This is a genomic window from Nocardioides alpinus, assembly GCF_900112035.1.
In the GTDB taxonomy this organism is placed as follows: domain Bacteria; phylum Actinomycetota; class Actinomycetes; order Propionibacteriales; family Nocardioidaceae; genus Nocardioides; species Nocardioides alpinus.
Window position 1 is genome coordinate 57,035 of record NZ_FOKC01000011.1, and the last position, 25,504, is coordinate 82,538.

A 25,504-nucleotide genomic window follows, 5' to 3' on the forward strand; every position below is an offset into this window, starting at 1 on the left:
GTCCCGCTGCCCGTTACAGCGTCAGACCGGATCGTCACCGTCCCCGTTGATCGAAGTGAGCCACAGCGGAGGAAGGTCAACAAGGGCTGTACCCAACTTGGGGGAGGTGTCTAGACCATCCGGGCCGGCGCTAGGCTCCGTCGGGTGTCCGCCACCCTCGTCGCGAAGGATCTGTCCGGAGGGCACGGTCACCGGGTCCTCTTCGAGGAGCTGGACCTCACCGTCGCCCCCGGCGACGTGATCGGTGTCGTCGGCGCCAACGGCGCAGGCAAGTCGACGCTGCTGTCCCTCCTCGGCGGTGTGGCGACGCCGATGGCCGGCTCGGTCGACTGCGCGCCACGCGACGCGTTCGTGGGGCTGCTGCCCCAGGAGCACGAGCGGGTGCCGGGCGAGACCGTCGCCCACTACCTGGCCCGCCGCACCGGAGCAGCCGACGCGACCGCCGCGATGGAGGCCGCCGCTGCGGCCCTCGGGTCGGAGGCACCCGGCGCGGACGACACGTACGCCGTGGCCTTCGACCGCTGGATGGCGAGCGGCGCAGCCGACCTCGACGACCGTGTCCCGGCGGTGCTGGGCGACCTCGGGCTCGACGTCGGACCCGATGCCCAGATGACGACGTTGTCCGGCGGCCAGGCGGCCCGGGTGGCGCTGGCCGCGCTGCTGCTGAGCCGCTTCGACGTCGTCCTGCTCGACGAGCCCACCAACGACCTCGACCTCGATGGTCTGGCGCGGCTGGAGGCCTTCGTGCAGGGCCTGCGCGGCGGTGTCGTGCTGGTCTCGCACGACCGGGAGTTCCTGGCCCGCTGTGTCACCCGGATCGTCGAGCTCGACCTCGCCCAGGGGCAGGTCTCGGTCTACGACGGCGGCTACGACGCCTTCCTCGAGGAGCGCGCCGTCGCCCGGCGCCATGCCCGCGAGGCCTACGAGCAGTACGCCGGCACCCGCGCCGACCTGGTGCAGCGGGCGCGCACCCAGCGCGAGTGGAGCTCGCAGGGGGTGCGCAACGCGATGAAGAAGAGCCCCGACAACGACAAGATCCGCCGCAAGGCGGCCACCGAGTCCTCGGAGAAGCAGGCGCAGAAGGTCCGTCAGATGGAGTCGCGCATCGCGCGGCTCGACGAGGTCGAGGAACCCCGCAAGGAGTGGGTCCTGCAGTTCGACATCGCCGCCGCACCGCGCTCGAGCGGAGTGGTCGCGACCCTCAACGAGGCGACCTGCCGACTCGGCGACTTCGAGCTCGGCCCCGTCTCCGTGCAGGTCAACGCTGGCGACCGGATCGGGATCACCGGCCCCAACGGGGCAGGCAAGACGACGCTGCTGCGCCTGCTGCTGGGCGGCGCCGAGCCGGACACGGGCTCGGCCTCACGGGGTGCCTCGGTCGCGGTCGGCGTCATCGACCAGGCCCGCACCGGGCTCGACGACGACCTGCCGCTCGGCGACGCCTTCGAGGCCGCCGTGCCGGAGCTGACCCAGGCCGAGGTGCGCACCCTGCTCGCGAAGTTCGGGCTCAGGGCGGACCAGGTCACCAGCCAGGTCGGTCGTCTCTCCCCCGGCGAGCGCACCCGCGCCGCCATGGCCCTGCTGCAGGCCCGCGGGGTCAACCTGCTCGTCCTCGACGAACCCACCAACCACCTCGACGTCCCGGCCATCGAGCAGCTCGAGCAGGCGCTGGCGTCGTACGACGGAGCGTTGCTGCTGGTCTCGCACGACCGCCGGCTGCTGGAGAACGTCCGGCTCGACCAGCGGTGGGACGTCGATGCCGGCCGCGTCGTCGTACGCCACGTCTGACGCCGGACCGGCCTGCGTCAGTCGTTCTCCCAGTAGGGGCCCTTCGCGTACGGGTCGCGCTCGATCGTGGTGACCGGACGGCGCACCGTGGTCCAGATCCGGCGCGTCGTCCCGTCGGCGTCGCGCACGGTCCGCTGCACCCGGAAGTTGGCGTACGTCGTCGTGTAGGCGTTGCGGGTGTTGCGGGTGTTGTTCCACTGGTAGTCGTAGTTGGCCAGGTACTTCTTCGCCACCGTGGCGCCGCGGACGGTGAACCAGACCTCGTCGTTGGCGGTGCTGAGGCTCGACCAGTTGACCGAGCCGGTGAGCACCATCTGGGCGTCGGGCACCTTGTTGTAGGTCCCCTGGATGATGAGGTACTTCTGGTGGCTGTAGTAGTCGAGGATCAGGTCGTCCACGCCGTCGTTGTTGAGGTCGAAGTTGTCGTCGAGGTCGTAGTCGAGCCCGGTGGAGCGCAGCGGGATCCTGCCGCGGGGCGTGGGCGCGCCGAGGACGCCCTTGGTGTGGAACCCGATGAGGCCGTAGGTGACCCGCACGTCGCAGCCCTGGGCGTACTTGTTGCGGATCGCCGCGGCCAGGTAGTCGCCGCGCTCGCCGCGCATGGTGTGCATGGAGAGGGCCAGGCGGGTGCGGGTGATCGTGCCGGTGACGGGATCGGCGGTGCGGCACTGGACCCGGTCGAGCATGGTGAGGACGAGGTCGTTCTTCGGCCCGGACGCCCGCGGGAACGCGACGACGGTGTGCTTGTCGATCGAGTCGTCGCACACGCCGGCCAGCGGGACCCCGCAGAACGCGATCGGCTCCTGGCGGGTGTCGTAGTCCTTGCGCATGTCGTTGAACAGCCCGACCATCTGGCGGAACAGCTCGTGGTCGCCGTCAGTGAAGTAGAGGTCGTTCCACTGGTGGACCGCGGCATTGCGGGTCATGTTGGCCGACCCCACCGCCACGACGTCCTTGGACCGCCCGGCCTGGCTGAAGAGATAGAACTTCGAGTGCAGGTTGTTGAACTCGTTGGCTGCCCCGCGACAGCTCTGGCGGCACTTGTAGACGAAGCTGTTGCGTCGCGGGTCCTTCCCGACCTCGGCGCGGAGCACCCGCACCGCTCCGTTCTCCCAGTGGTCGTTGAGCAGCATCTGCACCTGCACGCCGCGCCGGTGGGCGGCCACCAGGGCACGGGACACGGAGAGGCGGTCCAGGGAGTAGATCGCGATCCGGATCGTCGACCCCTTGGGCGTGCGGTTGATCGTGTCGATCACCTTGCGCTCGATGCGGAAGTGACCGTCGCGGCGGTGCGGGTCGTTGAAGAACGGCCCGCTGGGTGCCTTCCACTTCTTCGCTGCGGCGGGCTGCTGGGCCGACGTCACGGACGTCTGCGCCGTTGCACCGGCCGACACGGCGGCTCCCAGCGACGCAGCCAGCACCAGGCAGATGCTCCCCACGAGCACCGACAACTTCGTCACGACTTGACCCCCATAGATTCAACAGCCGTGCCAGCATAAGCAGCCACCCCGCCGGAGACCGGCGCCGCGCCCACGACGGGGCGGTCTGCGAGTCGGTCCGCTTGACTCGTTCGAACAGGTGTTCGATCATGGGGACATGTCATCCGCCCGCTCCGTCGCCGCGCTCGACCCGGGGCGTTCGGTGGTCGAGCAGCTGCGCGAGCGGGTCGCTGCCATGGAGCGTAGGCCCGCCCTCGAGCCGGTCGCGACCCTGCCCGGGATCGCCGACCTGGTCCCGCTGCACGCCGGGATGAGCTATGCCGTCGACTCCGCGTCACTGGCCCTGGCCCTGGTCGCCGGGGCCTCTCAGGCCGGCGAGTGGGTCGGTTTCGCCGGCTGCACCGACTTCGGCGCGGAGGCCGCCGCAGAGCTGGGCATCGAGCTGTCCCGCACGGTGCTCGTGCCCGACCCCGGCGAGCACTGGCTGGAGGTGGCGGCGGCGCTGGTCGACGTGCTCCGGGTGGTGGTCCTGCGACCGCCCGCCTCCGTCGACGAGCGGACGGCCGGGATCCTCGACTCCCGCCTGCGGACGCGCTCCGCCGTCCTGGTGGTCCACGGTCACTGGCCCCGCGTGGAGGCGCGGCTGAGCATCGAGCAGTCGAGCTGGCGCGGCCCGACGGCCGGCACCGGCCAGCTGCAGGAGCGTCGCGCCCGCGTCCTCGTGCACCGGGGCGCGCGGCCGCCGCAGCGTGCGGACCTGACCTGGCCGGGGCTCCAGCGGGTGGAGGCGCCCGTGCGCGAGATCCGCCGGGTCTCCGGGTGAGCCTGCGATGAGGGTGATGGTCGTGTGGTGCCCCGACTGGTCGGTGGTCGCCGCGCTCGACGAGGCCGACCGGTCGCTGCGCTCCCCCGCCGCCGTGCTCTCCGGCAACGTCGTCGAGGTGTGCAACGGACCCGCGCGGGCCGAGGGCGTACGCCGTGGGCAGCGCCGCCGCGACGCCCAGGCCCGGTGCCCCGAGCTCGTGCTGCTGCCCGCCAACGCCGACCGCGACGCGCGCGCCTTCGAGCCGGTCCTGGCCATCGTCGAGGAGCTGCGTCCGGGGGTCGCGGCGCTGCGCCCCGGCCTGCTCGCCGTACGAGCTCCCGGCAGCTGGTACGGCACGGAGACTGCGGCCGCCGCGACAGCGTGCCAGGCCCTGGTCGAGGGAGGGATCTGGGACGTGCGGTTCGGCATCGCCGACGACCTGTTCACCGCCGAGCAGGCCGCGCGCACCGCCGACGTCCAGTCGTGGACGGTCGTCCCCGAGGGCGGGTCCGCCGCGTTCCTGCGCGGCCTGCCCGTCCACGTCCTCCAGGACGGCGGCGCCCAGGGGCGCGACCTGGTCGGCCTCCTGCAGCGGCTCGGTCTCCGCACCCTGGGTGACCTGGCCGACCTGCCCGGCGACGCGGTCGAGCACCGGCTGGGCACCTACGGCGCCGAGGTCCGTCGTCGCGCGCGGGGCGAGGACCGCGCGCTCTTCGCCGCCCGCACCCCGCCTCCCGAGCTCGACGCCGAGGTGTCCTTCGAGCCGCCCCTCGACTCCGTCGAGGCGATCACCTTCAGCGTCCGCACCACCGCCGAGCGGTTCGTCTCCCAGCTGGCGCGCCACCAGCTGGTCGCGACGGCGGTCCGGGTGGAGGCCGAGTCCGACGGCATCGTCTGCTCGTCGCGCGCCTGGCTGCACCCGCGCCACTTCGGCGCCCGCGACCTGGTCGACCGGGTGCACTGGCAGCTGCAGTCGGCAGGCACCACGAGCGGGCCGGGCGGAGCGCTCCGCGGGCGCAAGCAGTCCGGCAGCGTGCGGGCCCCGATCGACCGCGTCCGGTTCGTCCCGGAGGTAGTCGAGCCCGCCGCGGCCCACGGCGAGGCGCTGTGGGGTGGCGCGGGCGACGACCTCGTCGAGCGCGGGGTGGCCCGGGTGCAGGGCATGGTGGGCTTCGACGCCGTACGCCGCCCGGTGCTGCAGGGCGGTCGCAGTCCCGCGGCACGGCAGTCCCTGGTGCCGTGGGGCGAGCGGGCCGTCGACCTGCGTCCGGTGGACCGGCCCTGGCCGGGCCGGGTCCCGGGGCCCGCACCCGTCCGGGTGTTCGCCGCTCCCCCGGTCGCCGAGGTCGTCGACGACGCGGGGCGGGAGGTCTCGGTCACCGATCGCGGAGTGGTCAGTGGTGAGCCCCGACGGTTCAGGGTGGAGGGTGCCGGTGACGGGCCACGCCTGACCTGGCAGCCGGTGACCGCGTGGGCGGGGCCGTGGCCCACCGACGAGGGCTGGTGGTCCGGTGGCTCCGGACCGAGCGCGCGGTTCCAGGTCGTCGGTGCCGACGGGCGGGCCTGGCTGCTGCTGCGCGCACCCGAGGGCTGGTCCCTGGAGGCGGGCTATGACTAGGGATCGAGGGGTGCGCTGATGGGCTGGAACAACCCCGCCATGCACTGGAAGGAGCTCGAGCGCCGGCTCAGCGGCCTGCCGGGTGCCGACGACGCACCGGTGTCGCGGCGCAAGCGCGGCGCCACCGAGGCCCGGACGATCGAGCGTCCCGCGGTGGTGACCCCCTACGCCGAGCTGCACTGCCACAGCCACTTCAGCTTCCTCGACGGCGCGAGCTCGCCCGCCGCGCTGGTCGAGGAGGCCGTGCGCCTCGGCCTGCACGCGCTCGCCATCACCGACCACGACGGCTTCTACGCCGCCCCGATGCTGGCCGAGGCCGCGGCGGTCTACGACCTGCCGACCGTCTTCGGAGCCGAGCTGTCCCTCGGGCTCAGCAGTCCGCAGAACGGCGTCCCCGACCCCGAGGGCAGCCACCTGCTGGTGCTCGCGCGCGGGGTCGAGGGCTATCACCGGCTCGCCGCCGCGATGACCGACGCGCACCTGCGCGGCGACGAGAAGGGGCGCCCCGTCTACGACCTCGACGAGCTGGGCGAGCGTGGGCGCGGGCACTGGGCGGTGCTGACCGGTTGCCGCAAGGGCGCGGTCCGGCAGGCGCTGGCGACGGGGGGCGAGGCCGCCGCCGCCGAGGCGCTCGACCGGCTGACGTCGCTGTTCGGGATCGAGCACGTCCTCGTCGAGCTCTCACCACGACCAGGGTCCGACGGCACCAACACCTCCCTCGCCCGCCTGGCCGCGGTCCACGGCCTCGACGTCGTCGCCGCCGGCAACGTCCACCACGCGACCCCGCAGCAGCACCGGCTGGCCTCGGCGATGGCGGCCGTGCGTGCCCGGCGCAGCCTGACCGACCTCGACGGCTGGCTCGACCTGTCGGGCTCGGCCCACCTGCGCAGCGGCGCCGAGACGGCCTCCGCCCTCACGGCGTACGACGGCGCCGTGGCACGCAGCGTCTCGCTGGCCGACGAGCTCGCCTTCGACCTGCACAAGGCCTCCCCCGCGCTTCCCAAGCGACAGATCCCCGAGGGCCACACCGCCGACTCGTGGCTGCGGGTGCTGGCCGAGCGCGGCTTCGCCGAGAGGTACGCCGGTGTCCCCCACGAGCAGCAGGCGCGCGAGCGGCTCGAGCACGAGCTGCGCGTGGTGTCCGAGAAGGACTTCGCCGGCTACTTCGTCATCGTCCACGACATCGTCGCCTTCGCCCGGAGCAGGGGCATCCTCTGCCAGGGCCGCGGATCCGCGGCGAGCTCGGCCGTCTGCTACGCCCTCGGCATCACCGCGGTCGACGCCGTCTTCTACCGGTTGCCGTTCGAGCGGTTCATCTCCGCACACCGCGACGAGGAGCCCGACATCGACGTCGACTTCGACTCCGACCGGCGCGAGGAGGTCATCCAGTGGGTCTACGACACCTACGGCCGCCGCAACGCCGCCCAGGTGGCCAACGTCATCTCCTACCGGCCGCGGATGGCGGTGCGCGACGCCGCCAAGGCCCTCGGCTTCTCCCAGGGCCAGCAGGACGCCTGGTCCAAGCAGATCGACGGGTGGCAGTCGGTGGTGTCCGGCGACGCGGGTGACCCGACCGCCCACGACGTGCCTCCGACGGTGGTGGCACTCGCCGAGGAGCTGATGGGTGCGCCCCGCCACCTCGGCATCCACTCCGGCGGGATGGTCCTCACCGAGCGGCCCATCGGCGAGGTCTGCCCCATCGAGCGGGGCCGGATGGACCGGCGGACGGTGCTGCAGTGGGACAAGGACGCGTGCGAGTCGATGGGGCTGGTGAAGTTCGACCTGCTCGGCCTCGGCATGCTCGGCGCGCTCGACCACATGATGCGTCTCGTCGCCGACCACCTCGGCGAGCGGTGGGACCTCGCGACCATGCCCAAGGAGGAGCCCGCGGTCTACGACATGCTCTGCCGGGCCGACTCGATCGGGGTCTTCCAGGTCGAGAGCCGGGCCCAGATCGGCACCCTGCCGCGGCTGCGCCCGCGCGAGTTCTACGACCTGGCCATCGAGATCGCGCTGATCCGGCCCGGCCCCATGCAGGGCGGCGCCGTGCACCCCTACGTACGCCGAGCCACCGGCAAGGAACCCGTCACCTACGACCACCCCGAGCTCATCCCCGTGCTCGAACGCACCAAGGGCGTGCCGCTGTTCCAGGAGCAGCTGATGGCGATGGCGGTGACCCTCGGCGACTGCAGCCGCGACGACGCCGACCTGCTGCGTCGCGCGATGGGGTCCAAGCGCGGGGTCGAACGGATCGAGTCGGTGAAGCAGAAGCTCTACGCCGGCATGGCACGACGCGGGATCACCGGCGACCTCGCCGACTCGATCTACGTCAAGATCCTGTCCTTCGCCAACTTCGGCTTCGCCGAGTCGCACGCGCTGTCCTTCGCGCTGCTGGTCTACGCGTCGTCCTGGTTCAAGCTGCACTACCCGGCGGCGTTCCTGGCCGGGCTGCTCCGCAACCAGCCGATGGGCTTCTACTCCCCGCAGTCCCTGGTCGGTGACGCCCGGCGCCACGGCGTCGACGTACGCCGTCCCGACGTCACCCGGTCGGCGGCACAGGCCGAGCTCGAGGCGGTGGTGCTCGGTCCGGTCGCGGCCACCGGGCTCGACGCGTGCTGCCAGCCGCGGTTCGACCGCGTCGAGTGGGTGCCGGGCACCCCCGACCCGGTCCCCGCCCACCGCCGCGACGCGGCGCTCGCCGTACGTCTGGGGCTCGACTCGGTGCGCGGCATCGGCCTCGAGGTGGCGCGGCGCATCGTCGCGGCGCGTGACGAGGCACCGTTCACCGGCGTCACCGACCTGTCGCGTCGCGCGGACCTCACGTCCGCCCAGCTCGAGTCGCTGGCCACCGCCGGCGCGTTCGACGCCTGGGGGCTGGACCGTCGTGAGGCGCTGTGGGCCGCCGGCTTCGCCGAGGGGGCCGGGCACCTGCCGGGCACCACCCCGTCTCCGGCCGCGCCCGCCCTCCCCGGCATGAGCGAGCCCGAGATCACGCTGGCCGACCTCTGGGCCACGGGCATCTCACCGGAACGGCACCCGGTCGAGCACCTGCGTGACGAGCTGCGCCGCGCCGGCGTGCGCTCGGTCGCGGAGCTGGCCGACACCGAGCACGGCCGCAGGGTCCACGTCGGCGGGCTGATCACCCACCGTCAGCGACCGGGGACGGCGATGGGCGTCACCTTCCTCAACCTCGAGGACGAGACCGGCATGCTCAACGTCGTGTGCTCGATCGGGGTGATGAAGGCGCACCGGCACGCCGCCCGCAACCGGGTCGCCGTGGTCATCCGCGGGCGCCTCGAGCGCAACGAGGGAGTCACCAACCTCCTCGCCGACCGCGTGGAGGCCATCGACGTCGTCGTCCCGGGCGCAGGTGCCGTGCTCCAGGCGCGGGCGTCCTCGCGCGACTTCAGGTGACGCCGGGAGTGACGCGGTCCGGGCGACGTGGTCGCGGACCCGAGCGGCCTGACGGGGATCCGCGTGGTCAGGTGTTGTCGGCCCCGGTGTCTGGCTCTGCCGTGGTCGAGGGCGACTCCCCGCGCCCCGTGTCGGCTTCGGCGGACCAGGCCCAGTCACGCACCTCGGGGAGGTCCTCGCCGTGGACCCGGGTCCACGCACGTGCCCGACGGCGGGTGTCGACCATCTCCTGCCGCAGGCCCGCGGCCCGCTGCCCGAGGCCCGGCACCCGGTCGATCACGTCCATCACGAGGTGGTAGCGATCGAGGTCGTTCATCATGACCATGTCGAAGGGCGTGGTGGTGGTGCCCTCCTCCTTGTAGCCCCGCACGTGGATGTTGGGGTGGTTGGTGCGCCGGTAGGTCAGGCGGTGGATCAGCCACGGATAGCCGTGATAGGCGAAGATGACCGGCCTGTCGGCGGTGAAGACGGTGTCGAAGTTGCGCGCGGACAGCCCGTGCGGGTGCTCGGTCTCGTCCTGCAGGCGCATCAGGTCGACCACGTTGACGAAGCGCACTGCCAGCTCGGGCAGGCGCTCCCGGAGGATCGACGTGGCGGCCAGCGCCTCGATGGTCGGCACGTCACCGGCGCACGCAATGACGACGTCGGGGTCGCCCTCGGTCGTCGAGGCCCAGTCCCAGATGCCCAGCCCACGGGCGCAGTGGAGGTCTGCCGCCTCCGCGTCCAGCCAGTCGAAGGTCGGCTGCTTGCCGGCCACGACCACGTTGACGTAGTGGGTGCTCTCCAGGCAGTGACGCATGGTCGACAGCAGCGTGTTGGTGTCCGGCGGCAGGTAGACCCGTACGACCTCGGCACTCTTGTTGACCACGTGGTCGATGAAGCCGGGGTCCTGGTGGGAGAACCCGTTGTGGTCCTGGCGCCACACGTGCGAGGTGAGCAGGTAGTTCAACGAGGCGATGGGTGGACGCCACCCGATCGAGCGCGTCGTCTTCAGCCACTTCGCGTGCTGGTTGACCATCGAGTCGACGAGGTGGATGAAGGCCTCGTAGCAGCTGAAGAGCCCGTGCCGCCCGGTCAGGAGGTAGCCCTCCAGCCAGCCCTGGCACGTGTGCTCGGAGAGGATCTCCACCACGCGCCCGCTGCGGGCCAGGTGCTCGTCGACCTCGAGGATCGTGCCGGCGAAGACCTTGTCGGTCACCTCGTAGACGGCGTCGAGACGGTTGGAGGCCGTCTCGTCGGGACCGAAGATGCGGAAGTTGTCGGGGTTGTCGCGCACGACGTCGACCAGGTAGTGCCCCAGCACGCGCGTCGCCTCGTGGGTGGTGACGCCCGGCGCGGGCACGTCCACCGCGGACGCGCGGAAGTCGGGGAGGCGGAGCGGTCGGCGCAGCAGGCCGCCGTTGGCGTGGGGGTTGGCGCTCATCCGACGCTCACCGAGGGGTGCGAGCGCGCGCAGCTCGGGCACGAGCCGGCCGTCAGCGTCGAAGAGCTCGTCGGGAGCGTACGACGCCAGCCAGGACTCGAGCAGCGCGCGGTGAGCGTCGTCCTCGCGGGTGTTGGCGAGCGGCACCTGGTGGGCACGCCACGTGCCCTCGACCTGCACGCCGTCGACCACGTCCGGTCCGGTCCAGCCCTTGGGGGTGACGAGCAGGATCATCGGCCACGGTCGTCGCTCGAGGTCGCCGTCCTCGCGGGCTGCGCGCTGGATCTCCAGGATGCGGTCGTGCGCGTCGTCGAGGGCGCCGGCGAGCTGACGGTGCACGTCGGCCGGGTCGTCGCCCTCGACCGTCCACACCTCGTGGCCGTAGCCCCGGAGCAGGTCGAGCAGCTCCTCCCGGTGGATGCGCGCCGGGATCGTCGGGTTGGCGATCTTGTAGCCGTTGAGGTGAAGCACCGGCAGGACCGCCCCGTCGTGCACGGGGTCCACGAACTTGTTGGCGTGCCACGACGCAGCCAACGGCCCGGTCTCGAACTCACCGTCGCCGACCACCGCGGCCACCACGAGGTCAGGGTTGTCCATCGCCGCGCCGTAGGCGTGCGAGAGCACGTAGCCGAGCTCGCCCCCCTCGTGGATCGAGCCCGGCGTCTCGGGCGCCACGTGGCTCGGGATGCCGCCGGGGAAGGAGAACTGGCGGAAGAGCTCCTGCATGCCGCGGGCATCGTCGCCCACGTGCGGGTAGACCTCGCTGTAGGTCCCCTCCAGCCAGGTGTTGGCGACGACGGCCGGGCCACCGTGACCGGGTCCGGCGAGGAAGATCGCCTTGACGTCGCGCTCGCGGATCAGACGGTTGAGGTGGGTCCACAGCAGGTTGAGGCCCGGGGTGGTGCCCCAGTGGCCGAGCAGGCGCGGCTTGATGTCCTCACGGACCAGGGGCCGCTGCAGCAGGGGGTTGTCCATCAGGTAGATCTGGCCAACCGACAGGTAGTTGGCGGCCCGCCACCACGCGTCGAGCGCCGCCACCTGGTCGTCCGTGAGCTGTGCATCCACCATGGTGGCCTCCTGGGCTCGATCGGGTCCGCGGCGTACGCCACCTCCCGCACGCTAGGCGATCAGGTGCGGTGCGAACTAGGGACGAAGGGCCCTGGTCGCGTGACCGATCGGATCGATCAGGGCCAGGTCCAGGTCCTGCTCCTCATGTGAGGGTCCGTCACCATGCCTCACCCGAACATCGTGGCTGGGGGCGCCCACCAGCAGGGCAGCGAGCACCGCGCCGGCCCAGCCCAGGGTCAGGTCACCGATCGTGTCGGCGTACGCCGTCGACACCTCCGTCGACCTGGTCACGAACGCGACGTACTCCCACAGCTCCCATGCCAGTGCCATCGTCATGCCGGACGCGACGGCCAGCGCGAGCCGATGTCGGAGCGCTGACCCGGCGGCGCCGCACAGGATGACGACCGCGGCGCTCAGGAAGCCCGTGTTGGCGAAGTGCATGAGGTCGTCGAACCAGGACACCCGGTCGTAGAGGTCGAGCCGGTTGCCCAGCACGTCGGAGAACGCGGGGATCGTGATCAGCAGGTCCGCACCCCAGGGGTATCGGCCACGCGAGGGACGCAGCAGGTGGGCCGCAGGAACCAGGAGTGCGAGGAGCGGGTAGGTCCATGCACGCGTGAGGGGTGCCTTGCCCTCGAGGTTGCCCCAGGCAGGATCCAGCGCCACCCGCAGCATGAGCAGGACCAGCACGACCTTGGCCGTGACGTCCACGACCACGACCACGGCCGGGACGGCTCTGACGTCGGGAGTACGGCCCTCGTGCACGTCCATCGCGGACCTCCTGCCTGCGGCCGGTCACGGCACGGCTCTCGCCCCACAACCAGCCTCGCGCACCGCTGTCGAGATCAGCAGGGGCGAAGGTCCCCGCGGTTCCGGGATCCGTCGGTCCCGCTCCCCGCGTCCGTTCGGCCCTGCCGCAGCGCGAGGTCCGGTGACGGATCGCTCCCCCTCAGCCGAGCGCCTTGGCCACGGTCAGCAGGACCGCGGAGTCCTCGACCGCCTCGAGCGAGTGGCGCGAGTCAGGGATCGTGATGAGGTCTCCCGGTGAGCCGTTCCACCGGTGCTCCCCCGCCACGAGCGTGACCCGGCCGTGCAGCACCTGGAGGGTCGCCTCGCCGGGGTTCTCGTGCTCGTCGAGGCTGCTGCCGGTGCGCAGCGCGATCAGCGTCTGTCGCAGGACGTGCTCGTGCCCCCCGTGGACCGTGTGCGCACTCCGACCGCTCGATGCGGTCGCGGCCGCTGCGAGGTGGTGTCGGACGAGCGCGGTCAGTGATTCCTTCTGCATGGGCTCTCCTCGTGTCTCGTGCGGTGGTGGTGCATCAGGTGGCGGCGTTCGCGTCCGCAGTCGTCGTCGACGCGACGTCGAGGAGGAAGCTCGGCGACCCCCTGCGGGCCACGTCGACGGTGGCCCACCCGCTGGCGCCGAGGGTCACGACGGACACCGGGAAGATCCCGAGGTCCTCCCTCTCCACGTGGGTGTCGAGGTCGTCGAGGAACCGGGACACGTCGGCCGCGAAGGTGGTGGAGTGGTGATCGAGTGCGGCGACCACCGCCGCCAGGTCACGGTGCTCACCCTCGAGGTCGTCGATCTCGTCGATGAACTCTCCGGCTGCTCGCATGGCGAGGAAGATGCCGTCCTCCTCGCGGCGCACGTGCCGGTCGAGGTGGGCGACCAGGCTGCCCAGGAGCCGCATCGCTCCGGCGAAGTCACCCGTGCCGAGCGCCTGGCGGACGTAGTGGCCCTCGTCGGCGAGTGCTGTGTGCTCGTCCATGAGCTCGGCGATCGCGGGGACCTCCCGGCATCCGCAGTACTCACACACCTCAACCCACCCGGTCCCAGCCCCGACGGGGCCGGTGGCTGCCGAGCTGGTCGTCGTCACGGCTGCGGTAGACGATGTAGGGGCGGGTGAGGTAGCCCAGCGGCGCGCTGAACACGTGCACGAGACGGGTGAACGGCCACAGCGCGAAGAGCCCGAACGCCACGAGGGCATGGAGCTGGAAGCCCAGGGGTGCCGCCCCCATCAGGTCGCCGTCCGGGTTGAGTGCGAGGAACGAGCGGAACCAGACCGACACTCCTTCGCGGTAGTTGTACTCACCGCCGATGGTCAGGATCGAGCCCGCGACGGTGTTCCACATCCCCAGCAGGATCGCGACGATCAGGAAGGCGTACATCACCTTGTCCATGACCGTCGTCGCCGAGAAGACCGGCCCGACGGTGCGCCGCCGGTAGACCAGGATGGCGAGCCCGACGACCGTAGCGACCCCGGCCAGCAGACCCCCGCCGACCGCTGCCACGTGGTAGGCCTGCTCGCTGATCCCCACGGCGTCGGTCCACGACTGCGGGATCAGCAGGCCGAAGACATGGCCACCGACGACGCCCAGCATCCCGAAGTGGAACAGCGGGCTGCCGATGCGCAGCAGCCGGTTCTCGTAGAGCTGCGAGGACCGCGTGGTCCAGCCGAACTTGTCGTAGCGGTAGCGCCACAGGTGGCCCACGACGAAGACCGTGAGGCAGATGTAGGGGACGACCACGAAGAGGAAGTCGTTCATGCAAGCACCCCCGGGAAGGACGGCATGGGCAGGAGCGTCGGTCCGGCGGCCGCACCCGGGCTGAACTGCGGACTGGCGAACGGCGCCAGCCCCACCTCCTCCTCCGGAGGACCCTCGGCTGCGAGACGTCGTACGGCGTCGCGCTCCTCACCGCGCAGGGGCGGGAGCGTGGCCGTGACCGCATCGATCAGGCTCGCCCAGGGCGAGTGCATGTCACGGAGCGAGAGCCGCAGCAGCTCCAGGCCCGCCCGGTGGTCCAGCATCAGCTGCCGGCCGAGGTCGCGGTCGATGGTGGCAGCGAACTCGAGCACGACACAGAGGTGGTCGGGCAGCTCGGCGTCGTCCAGCTCGAAGCCGGCACCGAGATAGGTCTGCTTGAAGCGCAGCAGCGCCATCCCCCGCTTGCGGGTGTCCCCGTGGGCGAAGTAGGTGAGGAAGAGGTTGCAGCGCCGACGGTTGTCGAACGTCTCGACGTAGTCGGCCTGGAGCTCCGGCAGGGGCGTCGCCTCGAGGTGGCCCAGGAAGTCGCGCAGCGAGTCACCGATCGCGGACGGCAGTCCGGTGGCAGAGGCCCTGACCAGCTCGGCGCGCGCGAGCACGCTCTCGTCGGGGTAGTCGAGCAGCAACGAGACGGACTGCCACACGATGGTCAGCTGGTCGGGCGAGAGCGCCGACGTCGGACGCCGGCCGATCACGACTCCGGTCCCTTCGACGGGAAGAGTCCGGGAGGAGAGCCCTTGCCGTCCCAGTTGAGGAGGTTGATCCGCGCCCCCTTGTTGTCCGGGCCCGCGAGCGAGTCGGAGGTCTGCCGGTCCTGCAGCATCTGGAAGTTCTCCACCGCGATGGGTGTCGGCACGCCGGAACCCTCGCCGAAGAGGTCCTGCTGCCCGCCGCCGTACTCCGACACGGAGCACTCGGTCGACAGCTCCTCCAGCGAGTGGGCCTGCTCGGCGTGCGCGGCGGGGATGACGTAGCGCTCGTCGTACTTCGCGATCGCGAGCAGGCGGTACATGTCGTACATCTCCTCCTCCGTCATGCCGACCGAGGCGGGGATGGAGGCGTCGGGGTCGCGCCCCATGTTGATGTCCCGCATGTAGCAGCGCATCGCGGCCAGCTTCTTGAGCACCGCATCGACCGGTACGACGTCGCCGGCGGTGAAGAGCTCGGCGAGGTACTCGACAGGGATCCGCAGGGCATCGATGGCAGCGAACAGGTTGCCCGTGTCCTCGGCGTCCTCCCCGGTCTCCGCGACCACGTCGACGACCGGTGAGAGCGGCGGGATGTACCAGACCATCGGCATCGTGCGGTACTCCGGGTGCAGCGGGAGGGCCACCCTGAAGGTGTTGATGAGTGCGTGGATCGGCGAGCGCTGGGCAGCGTCGATCCAGTCGCGCGCGATGCCTGCCTTCTCCGCCTCCCGCACGACCTCGGGGTCGAACGGGTCGAGGAACACGTCGCGCTGCGCCTCGTAGAGCCCGTGGTCGTCCTCGGTGGACGCCGCCTCGAGCACCTTGTCCGCGTCGTAGAGCATCAGGCCGATGTAGCGCAGCCGACCGACGCAGGTCTCGGCGCAGACCGTGGGGAGGCCCACCTCGATGCGCGGGAAGCAGAACGTGCACTTCTCGGCCTTGCCGGTGCGGTGGTTGAAGTAGATCTTCTTGTAGGGGCACCCGGACACGCACTTGCGCCACCCACGGCACTTGTCCTGGTCGACGAGGACGATGCCGTCCTCCTCGCGCTTGTAGATCGCACCGCTGGGGCACGACGCCGCGCACGACGGGTTCAGGCAGTGCTCGCAGATGCGCGGCAGGTAGAACATGAAGGTCTGCTCGAACTCGAACTTCACCTTGTCCGCGATCTTCGCGAGCATCGGGTCGCGGTGCGCCGTCTCGGTCGAGCCGCCGAGGTCGTCGTCCCAGTTGGCCGACCACTCGATCTTCATGTTCTTGCCGCTGATGAGGGACTTGGGTCGCGCGACCGGCGTGTGCTCCTGCGCGGGGGCGTCGGTGAGCGTCGAGTAGTCGTAGGTCCACGGCTCGTAGTACTCCCCGATCGACGGCAGCTTGGGGTTGGAGAAGATCGTCATGAGGTTCTTGAACCGACCCCCGGCCTTGAGGACCAGCCGTCCGCGCTGGTTGAGCTCCCAGCCGCCCTTCCACTTCTCCTGGTCCTCGTAGGTCCGTGGGTAGCCCAGGCCGGGTCGGGTCTCGACGTTGTTGAACCAGATGTACTCCGTGCCCGAGCGGTTGGTCCACGCCTGCTTGCACGTGACCGAGCACGTGTGGCAGCCGATGCACTTGTCGAGGTTCATGACCATCGCCATCTGCGCCATGACCCTCATCAGTACGTCACGTCCTGGCTGCGCTTGCGGATGATGGTGACCTCGTCACGTTGGTTGCCGGTGGGACCGAGATAGTTGAAGGCGAAGGTCAGCTGCGCATAGCCACCGATGAGGTGCGACGGCTTCACGAGCAGCCGGGTGAGCGAGTTGTGGATGCCACCGCGCTTGCCCGACGTCTCCGCCAACGGGACGTCGATGAGCCGGTCCTGGGCGTGGTACATGTACACCGTCCCCTCGGGCATCCGGTGCGACACGATCGCCCGGGCGACGACCACGCCGTTGCGGTTGACCGCCTCGATCCAGTCGTTGTCCTTAATGCCGACCTTGACGGCGTCCCGGTCGCTCATCCAGATGTTCTGGCCCCCGCGTGACAGCGAGAGCATGAAGAGGTTGTCCTGGTACTCCGAGTGGATCGACCACTTGTTGTGCGGCGTCAGGTAGCGCACGGTGAGGCCCTCCACCTGCTCGACGCCGTCGACGGACGAGCCGTCGGAGACGTTGCCGAGCGCAGGCTCGGCGAACAGGGCGGCCATGTTGAGCGGTGGCCGGTAGACCGGCAGTCCCTCACCGAGCTCGGTCATCCAGTCGTGGTCGAGGTAGAAGTGCATCCGCCCGGTCAGCGTGTGCCAGGGCTTCTTGCGCTCCACGTTGATGGTGAAGGGCGAGTAGCGCCGACCTCCGGTCTCCGAGCCCGACCACTCCGGTGAGGTGATGACCGGCACGGGTGGGCCCTGGGTGTCGGCGAACGTGATCTGCTTGCCCTCGTGCTCGGCGGCCAGGTCGGCGAGCCGGACGCCGGTCCGCTTCTCGAGGGTCCTGAAGCCCTGGGTGGCGAGGTGGCCGTTGGTCGTCCCCGACATCGCCAGGATGGCCTCGCAGACGTCGACGTCCTTCCGCAGCGACGGCCGGCCGTCGGCGACACCGCCACGCACGGCGCCGTTCTTCGCTCGCAGGTGGTCGACCTGCTTGCTCAGCTCGAAGGTGACGCCCTTGGTCGTTGCGCCGAGGGTGTCGACCAGCGGCCCGAGGGCGTTCATCTTCTCGGCGACCGCGCCGTAGTCACGCTCCACCTCGACCAGCTTGGGCATCGTGACGCCGGGGACCGGCTCGCACTCACCCTTCTTCCAGTCCCGGACGACGCCGTGCGGGTTCGCCATCGCGTCCGGGGTGTCGTGGGTCAGCGGGACCGCCACGACGTCCTTGCGCACGCCCAGGTGGGTGGCTGCGAGCTCGCTGAACTTCTCGGCGATCGTCTGCCACGCGTCCCAGTCGGTGCGGGTCTGCCACGGTGGAGCGATCGCGGGGTTGAACGAGTGCACGAACGGATGCATGTCGGTGGTGTTGAGGTCGTGCTTCTCGTACCAGGTCGCCGCAGGCAGGACGACGTCGGAGAAGATCGTCGTGCTCGTCTGCCGGAAGTCGATCGTCATCAGCAGGTCGAGCTTGCCCTCGGGCGCCTCCTCACGCCACGTCACGTCCACCGGCCGGTGCTCCTCCGGCGTCTCGGTCGCCCGCACCGACGAGTCGGTGCCGAGCAGGTGCTTGAGGAAGTACTCGTTGCCCTTGCCCGACGAGCCGAGCAGGTTGGCCCGCCAGATCGACAGGATGCGGGGGTAGTTCTGGGGGGCGTCCGGGTCCTCGCCGGCGAAGTCGAGCTCGCCCGACTTGAGCTGCTCGACGACGTACTCCCCCACCGGCTGGCCGGCCGCGGCGGCGTCGTCGCAGAGGTCGAGCGGGTTGCGGTCGAAGGTCGGGTAGGACGGCATCCAACCCATCCGCGCGCTCTGCGCGATGACGTCGGCGGTGGACTTCCCGGCCAGCTGGCCGGTGCCGGTGGTGGCGGAGAGCGTGTCCGCGCCGAACTGGTCGTAGCGGAACTGGTTGGTGTGGAGGTACCAGTAGGCGGTCTGGATCATGTTGCGCGGGGGCCGGTTCCAGTCGAGCGCGTTGGCGATCTGGGTGTAGCCGGTGATGGGCCGGACCTTCTCCTGGCCCACGTAGTGCGCCCACCCGCCGCCGTTGACGCCCTGGCACCCGGTGAGGTTCGTCAGGGTGAGGAAGGCGCGGTAGATCGTGTCGGAGTGGAACCAGTGGTTGGTGCCGGCACCCATCACGATCATCGAGCGGCCCCGGGACTCCTCAGCGTTGGCGGCGAACTCACGACCGATCCTCGCGGCCGTCGCGGCCGGTACGCCCGTGATGGCCTCCTGCCAGGCAGGGGTGTACGGCGACTCCGCGTCGTCGTAGCCCGTGGCCCACACGCCGGGCAGGCCAGGGCGCCCGACGCCGTACTGCGCGAGGAGCAGGTCGAACACCGTGGTCACGAGGTGGCCGTCGACGCGGCGTACGGGCACACCCCGCGGCAGGTCGGCAGCGGCACCGTCGGGGGTGTCGAAGCGCGGCATCCGCACGAGCACCGTCTCCACCGGAGAGCCGTCCCCGTCGAGCAGCGAGAGCTGCGGGTCGACCTCTCCGAGCTCGAGGTTCCACCGGCCGACGCCGGCATCGCCGAAACGGTGGCCCAGCGACCCGTTGGGCACGACCGGCTCGCCGGTCCGCGCGTCGATGAGGACCGTCTTGAACGCGGCGTTCTCCTCGTCCGCAGCGGTCGCGTCGAGGTCGGAGGCGGTCAGGAACTTGCCCGCAGTGAGCTGCCCGTCCTCTCCCTCGTGGAGCTTCACCAGGTGGGGCAGGTCGGTGTAGGTCTTCACGTACTGCGTGAAGTAGGGGATCTCCCGGTCGACGAAGAACTCCTTGAGCACGACGTGCCCCATCGCCATCGCCAGCGCGCCGTCGGTGCCGGGCCTGGCGGCGAGCCACTCGTCGGCGAACTTCACGTTGTCGGCGTAGTCGGGGGCGACGGCGATCACCTTCTGGCCGCGGTAGCGCGCCTCGGTCATCCAGTGCGCGTCGGGCGTACGCGTGACCGGCAGGTTCGAGCCCCACATGATCAGGTAGCCGGCGTTCCACCAGTCGCCCGACTCGGGGACGTCGGTCTGGTCACCGAAGACCTGCGGCGAGGCGACGGGCAGGTCGGCGTACCAGTCGTAGAAGCTCAGCATCGAGCCGCCGACCAGGTTGACGAACCGGGCACCGGAGGCGTGCGACACCATCGACATCGCCGGGATCGGCGAGAAGCCCGCGACCCGGTCGGGGCCGTACTTCTTGATCGTGTGGACGTGCGCGGCCGCGATGATCTCGCTGGCCTCGTCCCACGTCGCGCGCACCAGGCCGCCCTTGCCGCGCGCGGACTTGTAGGCCCTGGCCCGCTGCGGGTTCTCGACGACGTGCTCCCACGCCTTCACGGGATCGCCGCCGTGCTGCGACTTGGCCTCACGGAACATCTGGAGCAGGACGCCGCGGACGTAGGGGTAGCGGACCCTGGTCGGCGAGTAGGTGTACCAGGAGAAGGCAGCTCCGCGGGGGCAGCCGCGAGGCTCGTACTCGGGTGAGTCCGGGCCGACCGAGGGGTAGTCGGTCTGTTGGGTCTCCCACGTGATGATCCCGTCCTTGACGTAGACCTTCCACGAGCAGGAGCCGGTGCAGTTCACGCCGTGGGTGGAGCGCACCACCTTGTCGTGGCTCCAGCGGTCGCGGTAGAAGTCGTCCGCCTCCCTCCCGCCTGCGTGGGACAGGGTCCGCAGGTCCGCCGAGACGGTGCCGCGGGTGAAGAAACGACGGCTCCGCACGAGGGCGTCCGCCAAGGGGCCGTCCATGCCGATGTCCTTGCTCAATGGGATTCCTGTCCTTGGGCCGTGCGTCGGACGATGGTCAGCGTGAGGGCGAGGGTGAGGGCCGCGGTGATCGACAGCATCCACAGGCCGATCGCGTACGAATCCGTGCGGCCGTAGACGAAGCCCATGATCAGCGGAGGCAGGAAGCCGCCCAGACCACCCGCGGCACCCACCAGTCCGGTGACTCCACCGACCCGGCTCGGATCGGTGACGGAGGCAATCAGGGCGAAGGTCCCGCCGCTGCCGGCGCCGAGGGCCGCCGCCATCGCGAGGAACGCGAGGGTGCCGACGCCCTCGAGCGGAGGGGTGCCCGCCGAGACGGCGGCACCGACGACCACGACGGCGTACGACGTGGCCAGGACCGGGATCGCGCCGAATCTGTCGGAGAGCCAGCCGCCGATCGGTCTCATGACCACGGCGACCACCACGAAGCCGGCCATCCGGTTGGCGGCGTCGGCTGCGGTCAGGCCGTGCGCGGTCTTGAGGTAGGCCGGCAGGTAGACCGAGAAGGCGACGTAGCCGCCGAACGCGACGGCGTAGAGGATGCAGGCCTGCCACGTGATGGGCAGCCGGGCATTGGCGTTCAACCGGCTGGCCAGGCTGGTCGTCGGCACGGTGCGGCCGGGCGCGTCGCGCAGGAGCAGCCAGGCCACGACGGCATAGGCCGCGAGCACGACCGCCGTGATCAGGAACGGCGCCTTCTCCCCGGTGTTGGTGAAGAGCTTGACGGTCGTGAGCGCGCTGATCGCGGTTCCGCCCATGCCGGCACCGAAGATGCCGATCGCCAGCCCGCGGCGCTCGGGCGGGAACCAGGCGTTGACGAACGGGACGCCGACGGCGAAGACGGTGCCGCCGATCCCGAGGAAGAACCCGCCGACGAGCAGCAGTGCGTAGGAGTCGAGGGCGAAGAAGGCGATGAACAGGACCGGCACGATGGTCGCGGCAGAGATGATCGGGAACATGATCCGGCCGCCGAAGCGGTCGGTCATCGCGCCGGCCACGATCCGTCCGAGCGAGCCGACGAGCACCGGCACGGCCACCAGGAGCGCGACGTCCGACTCGCTCAGGGAGCCGAGCGCACCGGAGTCGCGGAACATGGGTCCGAGGGGGCTGATCAGCGCCCAGGCCCAGAAGTTGACCGCGAAGCCGATCGTCGCGATCGCCAGCATGAGCCACGGTGACCTGACGGCCGCGTCAGCCCGGTCCTCCGAGGTCGACGCACCCGCGGCGGCCGTCCGTGACGGCCCTGGTGCAACGTTTGCGTCTGACATCCACGCTCCCCTCGTAGGCCCACGACGGAGGTGAGACCCTCCGGACCGAGTAGAACGGAAGCCGTGGGCGTTCACGAGGGCCAAAGGTCCCGTCCGAGCGGGGCCCGTGGGCGGCCGAGGTCGACCACCGTTGCTCTCACATCAGCGCGGCGGTGAGGCGGCAGACGTTGTCGACGTACTTCTCGCGCCACGACCGGGCGCTCCACTCCTCCACGGTCAGCACCCGCGACACCGCGCGGTAGTCGGCGTCGTTGCGCTCGAGCCGTTCGACCAGGTCGCCACCGAAGGCGAGCAGCATGATCTCCGAGGTGAGCGCGAAGGACCGGAAGTCCATGTTGGACGAGCCGATCATCGCGACCCGCCCGTCCACGGTGAAGTACTTCCCGTGCAGCACGGTGGGCGCCGGGTAGAGGTGGATCGTCACCCCGGCGTCGAGGAGCGCGGCGTAGTAGGATCGCTGGGCGTGGCCGACGAGGAACTGGTCGGCCTTCTCGCCGACGAAGAGCTCGACCTGCACGCCCCGGTAGGACGCACTGGTGATCGCGGCGAGCAGCGCCTCGTCCGGCACGAAGTAGGGGCTGGTGATCGCGACCCGGTCCGTCGCGCCGTGGATCAGGGCGGTGAAGAGCCGCAGGTTGGGTTCGGTCGCGTAGCCCGGGCCCGACGGCACGAGCTGCATCGCGTGTCCCCGTCCGCCGGCCGGCTGGTCGGGCTGGTCGGCGAAGTAGCGCTCGACGTCGAGCAGCTCGCCGGTCTCGGTGTACCAGTCGGTCGCGAACACGACCGACACCGACGTCACGATGTCCCCGCTGACCTGGAGCGAGACGTCGCTCCACGCGCGGCCCATCTCGGCGTTCTTCGTGCTGCCGTAGCTGGGCGCGATCAGGTTGTGGGAGCCGAGGAAGGCACGCTCGCCGTCGACCACCACGAGCTTGCGGTGGTTGCGCAGGTCGGGTCGTCGCCAGCGCCCCTTCAACGGGTCGATGGGCATCATCAGGTGCCAGTCGATGCCGGCCTCGGTCATCCGCGGCCCGAGCTGCTTGCGGCCGGGATACTTCCGCGAGCCCAGGTGGTCGAGCAGCAGGCGGACCTCGACCCCGCGCGACGCCGCCCGGCGCATCGCCTCGAAGACCACGTCGGTCGCCTCGTCCCAGCAGACGATGTAGAACTCGACGTGGACGTACTCCCGGGCGTCGTCGATCGCCTCGGCGATGGCGGCGAAGTAGTCACCCGTGTCGGGGTACGTCTGCTCGTGGGCGCCGCTCACGCACGGCAGGCCGGTCAGCCGCTGGTTCATCGCCAGGACCGACGCCAGCGTGCGGTCAGGGTCGGCGCCCTCCGGCATCACCGGCCAGAGGTCCTTGCGATCGGCCAGCACCTGGTTGGCCCGCTGCTGGACGACGTGCCGGCGGCCGCTGACGTACGGGCTCCCGATCAGCCAGTACAGCGGGAACCCCACGACGGGGACGAACAGGATCAGCAGCAACCACGCGGACGACGCAGCAGGGCGGCGGTTCTCCGGCACCGTGCCGATCGCGAAGATCTTGAGCGCGTACTCGAGCACGACGACCGTCGTCGTCAGAACCGCAGCGAGCGTCATGCGTCAGCCCCTCTTCCGGAGTGCGCCGCGAGCGTACTCAGTCCTGCGAGGTTCCGCTCGGGTCCGGCCGCTCCGCTCCGCCCGGCTGCGCCCGACTCACGACGTCATGCGGAAGGCGTACCCGCTCGCCCCTTCCGTATGACGTCTGCGCGCGTGCCGATCGTCGTGCCGTGGTCCTCGCGCGGTCAGAGGATGTAGAGCATCTCCTGGTAGGTCGGGAGCGGCCACAGGTCGTCGGCCACGAGCGTCTCGAGCACGTCGGCCGCGGCGCGGACCGAGGCCATCGCCGGGATGACCGAGTCGCGCATGAAGGTCGCCGCCTCGAGCGGGTCGGCGGGGTGCTCGTGGTCGATGGCGGCCGACAGGTCGGCGAGGCCGGCCCGCAGCGCGGTGATGTGCCCGCTGATCGTCTCGAGCCCCGAGGCGTCGGCGTCGATGCCGGCGCCCTTGAGGGCGACGACGTTCTGGGCCAGCTCGGTCTGGTAGCGCGTGGCGGACGGCAGGATCGTCGTGGTCCCGATCTCGAGGGTCAGGTTGGCCTCGACCGCGACGGCCAGGATGTACTGCTCGGCGCCGATCTCGAAGCGGCTGTGGGCCTCGTGCTCGTTGAACACGCCGTACTTCGAGAACAGCTCGATGGCCTCCGGCGAGATCAGCTCGGGCAGGGCGTCGACCGTCGTGCGCAGGTTCTTCAGCCCGCGCTGCTCGGCCTCGATCGGCCACTCGTCGCTGTAGCCGTTGCCGTTGAAGATGACTGCGCCGTGGTTGGCGACGATCTCGGCGAGCAGCGTCTGGACGGCCTCGTTGAAGTCGGTGCCGGCGGCGACGGCCTCCTCGAGCGCGGTGGCGCAGTAGTCGAGGGCCTCGGCCATGATCGTGTTGATCATGACCATCGGGCCGGCGACGGTCTGCCCGGAGCCCGGGGCCCGGAACTCGAACCGGTTGCCGGTGAAGGCGAACGGCGAGGTGCGGTTGCGGTCGCCCGGGTCCTTGGTGAGGTTGGGCAGGGTGTCGACGCCGATGGTCAGCGTGCCCTTCTCCTTGGAGCGGGTGGCACCGCCCTTGGCGATCTGGTCGAACACGTCGGCCAGCTGGTCGCCGAGGAAGATCGAGATGATCGCGGGCGGGGCCTCGTTGGCGCCGAGGCGGTGGTCGTTGGACGCCGAGGCGACCGAGACGCGCAGCAGGCCGCCGTACTTGTGCACCGCGCGGATGACCGCGGCACAGAAGACGAGGAACTGGGCGTTGTCGTGCGGGGTGTCACCGGGCACGAGCAGGCTGCCGAGCTCGGAGTTGCCGAGCGAGAAGTTCACGTGCTTGCCGGAGCCGTTGACGCCCTCGAACGGCTTCTCGTGGAACAGGCACTCCATCCCGTGCTTCTTGGCCACGGCCTTGAAGGTCGTCATCAGCAGCTGCTGGTGGTCCGAGGCCTCGTTGGCGCGCTCGAACATCGGCGCGACCTCGAACTGGCCGGGCGCGACCTCGTTGTGGCGGGTCTTGGCAGGGATGCCGAGCTTGAAGAGCTCCCGCTCGGTGTCCATCATGAAGCCGAGCACGCGCGAGGGGATCGCACCGAAGTAGTGGTCGTCGAACTCCTGGCCCTTGGGCGGCTTGGCGCCGAAGAGCGTACGTCCGGCGTTGAGCAGGTCGGGGCGGGCCAGGAAGAAGTGGCTGTCGATCAGGAAGTACTCCTGCTCGGGGCCGCAGTAGGCCACCACGTTCTCGGGGTTGGCGTGGCCGAAGAGGTTCAGCACCCGCTTGGCGTGCACCGCCATCGCCTGCTGCGAGCGCAGCACAGGCGTCTTGTGGTCCAGCGCCTCACCGGTCATCGAGATGAAGATGGTGGGGATGCAGAGCGTGTTGCCGTTGGGGTTCTCGAGGATGTACGCCGGGCTCATCACGTCCCAGCCGGTGTAGCCGCGCGCCTCAAAGGTGTTGCGCAGCCCGCCGTTGGGGAACGACGACGCGTCGGGCTCGCCCTGGACGAGGGTCCTGCCGGAGAACGACGCGAACGCGGTGCCGTCGCCGACGGGGTCGAGGAAGCTGTCGTGCTTCTCCGCGGTCAGGCCGGTCAGGGGGTAGAAGACGTGCGCGTAGTGGGTCGCGCCCTTCTCCAGGGCCCAGTCCTTCATCGCCGACGCGATGGCGTCCGCGACGTCGGGGTCGAGCGGCGTGGACTTCTCGATGGTGGAGAGCACCGACTTGTAGACCGCCTTGGGCAGCCGCTTCTGCATCACGGTCAGGCTGAAGACGTTCTCGCCGAAGATCTCCCCGGGCTCCTCGCCGGGGTCGAACGTGATCGGCGGCGGCACGAAGGCCTCGACGGCGGTGATGGCAGAAAGACGAACCGGGTTGGCGCTCACGCATGCTCCTCAGACGTACGCCACGCTCCGTGGCACTGCGGCGACCGTAGTGCGGCGACATGTCGATCTCGTTTCGTCGCCGTGACGACC

At 70.5% G+C, this 25,504-nt stretch carries 16 protein-coding genes; 4 read left to right on the forward strand and 12 right to left on the reverse strand.

The annotated features are described in order from the left end of the window. Positions 1–144 precede the first annotated feature (144 nt). Positions 145–1,788 carry an ABC-F family ATP-binding cassette domain-containing protein gene (locus BM127_RS18040; protein WP_091200843.1) on the forward strand — a complete coding sequence of 548 codons (1,644 nt, stop codon included), beginning with the start codon at positions 145–147 and terminating at the stop codon, positions 1,786–1,788. A gap of 17 nt (positions 1,789–1,805) precedes the next feature. Here the strand turns inward: BM127_RS18040 and BM127_RS18045 are convergent, their stop codons facing one another. After that, complete coding sequence (locus BM127_RS18045) at positions 1,806–3,248, reverse strand: phospholipase D-like domain-containing protein (protein ID WP_157829584.1); 1,443 nt, start codon at positions 3,246–3,248, stop codon at positions 1,806–1,808. A 136-nt stretch (positions 3,249–3,384) separates the two neighbouring features. On the opposite strand from BM127_RS18045, the gene BM127_RS18050 reads away from it, so the two are divergent. The 3 genes from BM127_RS18050 to BM127_RS18060 are packed head-to-tail and all read left to right on the forward strand — an operon-like array spanning position 3,385 to position 9,064. Continuing rightward, on the forward strand, positions 3,385–4,050 hold the full coding sequence (locus BM127_RS18050; protein ID WP_198554356.1) for a hypothetical protein: 666 nt from the start codon (positions 3,385–3,387) through the stop codon (positions 4,048–4,050). Between the two features lie 7 nt (positions 4,051–4,057). After that, positions 4,058–5,650 (forward strand): Y-family DNA polymerase, encoded by a 1,593-nt coding sequence (locus BM127_RS18055; protein ID WP_091200847.1) that lies wholly within the window; start codon positions 4,058–4,060, stop codon positions 5,648–5,650. Positions 5,651–5,668: 18 nt separating this feature from the next. Next, positions 5,669–9,064 carry an error-prone DNA polymerase gene (locus tag BM127_RS18060; protein WP_091200849.1) on the forward strand — a complete coding sequence of 1,132 codons (3,396 nt, stop codon included), beginning with the start codon at positions 5,669–5,671 and terminating at the stop codon, positions 9,062–9,064. A 67-nt stretch (positions 9,065–9,131) separates the two neighbouring features. Here the strand turns inward: BM127_RS18060 and BM127_RS18065 are convergent, their stop codons facing one another. The 11 genes from BM127_RS18065 to BM127_RS18115 all read right to left on the reverse strand — a co-directional run bounded on the left by BM127_RS18065 (position 9,132) and on the right by BM127_RS18115 (position 25,414). Further along, entirely contained in the window at positions 9,132–11,555 is a 2,424-nt protein-coding gene (locus BM127_RS18065) for a phosphoketolase family protein (RefSeq protein ID WP_091200851.1), read from the reverse strand. Positions 11,556–11,630: 75 nt separating this feature from the next. Next, complete coding sequence (locus BM127_RS18070; RefSeq protein ID WP_091200852.1) at positions 11,631–12,326, reverse strand: DUF2238 domain-containing protein; 696 nt, start codon at positions 12,324–12,326, stop codon at positions 11,631–11,633. Positions 12,327–12,504: 178 nt separating this feature from the next. Then, on the reverse strand, positions 12,505–12,840 hold the full coding sequence (locus tag BM127_RS18075; RefSeq protein ID WP_091200854.1) for a cupin domain-containing protein: 336 nt from the start codon (positions 12,838–12,840) through the stop codon (positions 12,505–12,507). Positions 12,841–12,874: 34 nt separating this feature from the next. Beyond that, positions 12,875–13,327, reverse strand: a complete 453-nt coding sequence (locus BM127_RS18080; RefSeq protein WP_139227790.1) for a hemerythrin domain-containing protein — start codon at positions 13,325–13,327, stop codon at positions 12,875–12,877. 49 nt (positions 13,328–13,376) lie between these two features. Next, positions 13,377–14,105, reverse strand: a complete 729-nt coding sequence (gene narI / locus BM127_RS18085) for a respiratory nitrate reductase subunit gamma (RefSeq protein ID WP_091200857.1) — start codon at positions 14,103–14,105, stop codon at positions 13,377–13,379. Continuing rightward, complete coding sequence (gene narJ / locus BM127_RS18090; RefSeq protein WP_091200859.1) at positions 14,102–14,800, reverse strand: nitrate reductase molybdenum cofactor assembly chaperone; 699 nt, start codon at positions 14,798–14,800, stop codon at positions 14,102–14,104. The genes narI and narJ overlap by 4 nt, the downstream gene beginning before the upstream one ends. Beyond that, the gene (gene narH, locus BM127_RS18095; RefSeq protein ID WP_091200861.1) at positions 14,797–16,446 is read right to left on the reverse strand and encodes a nitrate reductase subunit beta; all 1,650 of its coding nucleotides are present in this window, start codon (positions 16,444–16,446) and stop codon (positions 14,797–14,799) included. Before narH ends, narJ begins: the two co-directional genes overlap by 4 nt. Next, a complete protein-coding gene (locus BM127_RS18100) occupies positions 16,446–20,162 on the reverse strand; it encodes a nitrate reductase subunit alpha (protein ID WP_091200995.1) in 3,717 nt (1,238 codons plus the stop codon). The genes narH and BM127_RS18100 overlap by 1 nt, the downstream gene beginning before the upstream one ends. Before the next feature lie 14 nt (positions 20,163–20,176). Continuing rightward, on the reverse strand, positions 20,177–21,349 hold the full coding sequence (locus BM127_RS18105; protein ID WP_091200863.1) for an MFS transporter: 1,173 nt from the start codon (positions 21,347–21,349) through the stop codon (positions 20,177–20,179). Positions 21,350–21,587: 238 nt separating this feature from the next. Beyond that, complete coding sequence (gene cls / locus BM127_RS18110) at positions 21,588–23,051, reverse strand: cardiolipin synthase (protein ID WP_091200865.1); 1,464 nt, start codon at positions 23,049–23,051, stop codon at positions 21,588–21,590. A gap of 185 nt (positions 23,052–23,236) precedes the next feature. Continuing rightward, on the reverse strand, positions 23,237–25,414 hold the full coding sequence (locus BM127_RS18115) for a glutamine synthetase III family protein (protein ID WP_091200867.1): 2,178 nt from the start codon (positions 25,412–25,414) through the stop codon (positions 23,237–23,239). Positions 25,415–25,504 lie beyond the last annotated feature (90 nt).

What these genes read in the sequence shown, in the direction of transcription:
- BM127_RS18060 (WP_091200849.1), top strand. Translation starts at nt 5,669, where the DNA reads ATGGGCTGGAACAACCCCGCCATGCACTGGAAGGAGCTCGAGCGCCGG.
- BM127_RS18070 (WP_091200852.1), bottom strand. Translation starts at nt 12,326, where the DNA reads ATGGACGTGCACGAGGGCCGTACTCCCGACGTCAGAGCCGTCCCGGCC.
- BM127_RS18065 (WP_091200851.1), bottom strand. Translation starts at nt 11,555, where the DNA reads ATGGTGGATGCACAGCTCACGGACGACCAGGTGGCGGCGCTCGACGCG.
- cls (WP_091200865.1), bottom strand. Translation starts at nt 23,051, where the DNA reads ATGACGCTCGCTGCGGTTCTGACGACGACGGTCGTCGTGCTCGAGTAC.
- BM127_RS18055 (WP_091200847.1), top strand. Translation starts at nt 4,058, where the DNA reads ATGAGGGTGATGGTCGTGTGGTGCCCCGACTGGTCGGTGGTCGCCGCG.
- BM127_RS18075 (WP_091200854.1), bottom strand. Translation starts at nt 12,840, where the DNA reads ATGCAGAAGGAATCACTGACCGCGCTCGTCCGACACCACCTCGCAGCG.
- BM127_RS18105 (WP_091200863.1), bottom strand. Translation starts at nt 21,349, where the DNA reads ATGCTGGCGATCGCGACGATCGGCTTCGCGGTCAACTTCTGGGCCTGG.
- BM127_RS18100 (WP_091200995.1), bottom strand. Translation starts at nt 20,162, where the DNA reads ATGGACGGCCCCTTGGCGGACGCCCTCGTGCGGAGCCGTCGTTTCTTC.
- BM127_RS18080 (WP_139227790.1), bottom strand. Translation starts at nt 13,327, where the DNA reads ATGGACGAGCACACAGCACTCGCCGACGAGGGCCACTACGTCCGCCAG.
- narH (WP_091200861.1), bottom strand. Translation starts at nt 16,446, where the DNA reads ATGAGGGTCATGGCGCAGATGGCGATGGTCATGAACCTCGACAAGTGC.
- narI (WP_091200857.1), bottom strand. Translation starts at nt 14,105, where the DNA reads ATGAACGACTTCCTCTTCGTGGTCGTCCCCTACATCTGCCTCACGGTC.
- BM127_RS18050 (WP_198554356.1), top strand. Translation starts at nt 3,385, where the DNA reads ATGTCATCCGCCCGCTCCGTCGCCGCGCTCGACCCGGGGCGTTCGGTG.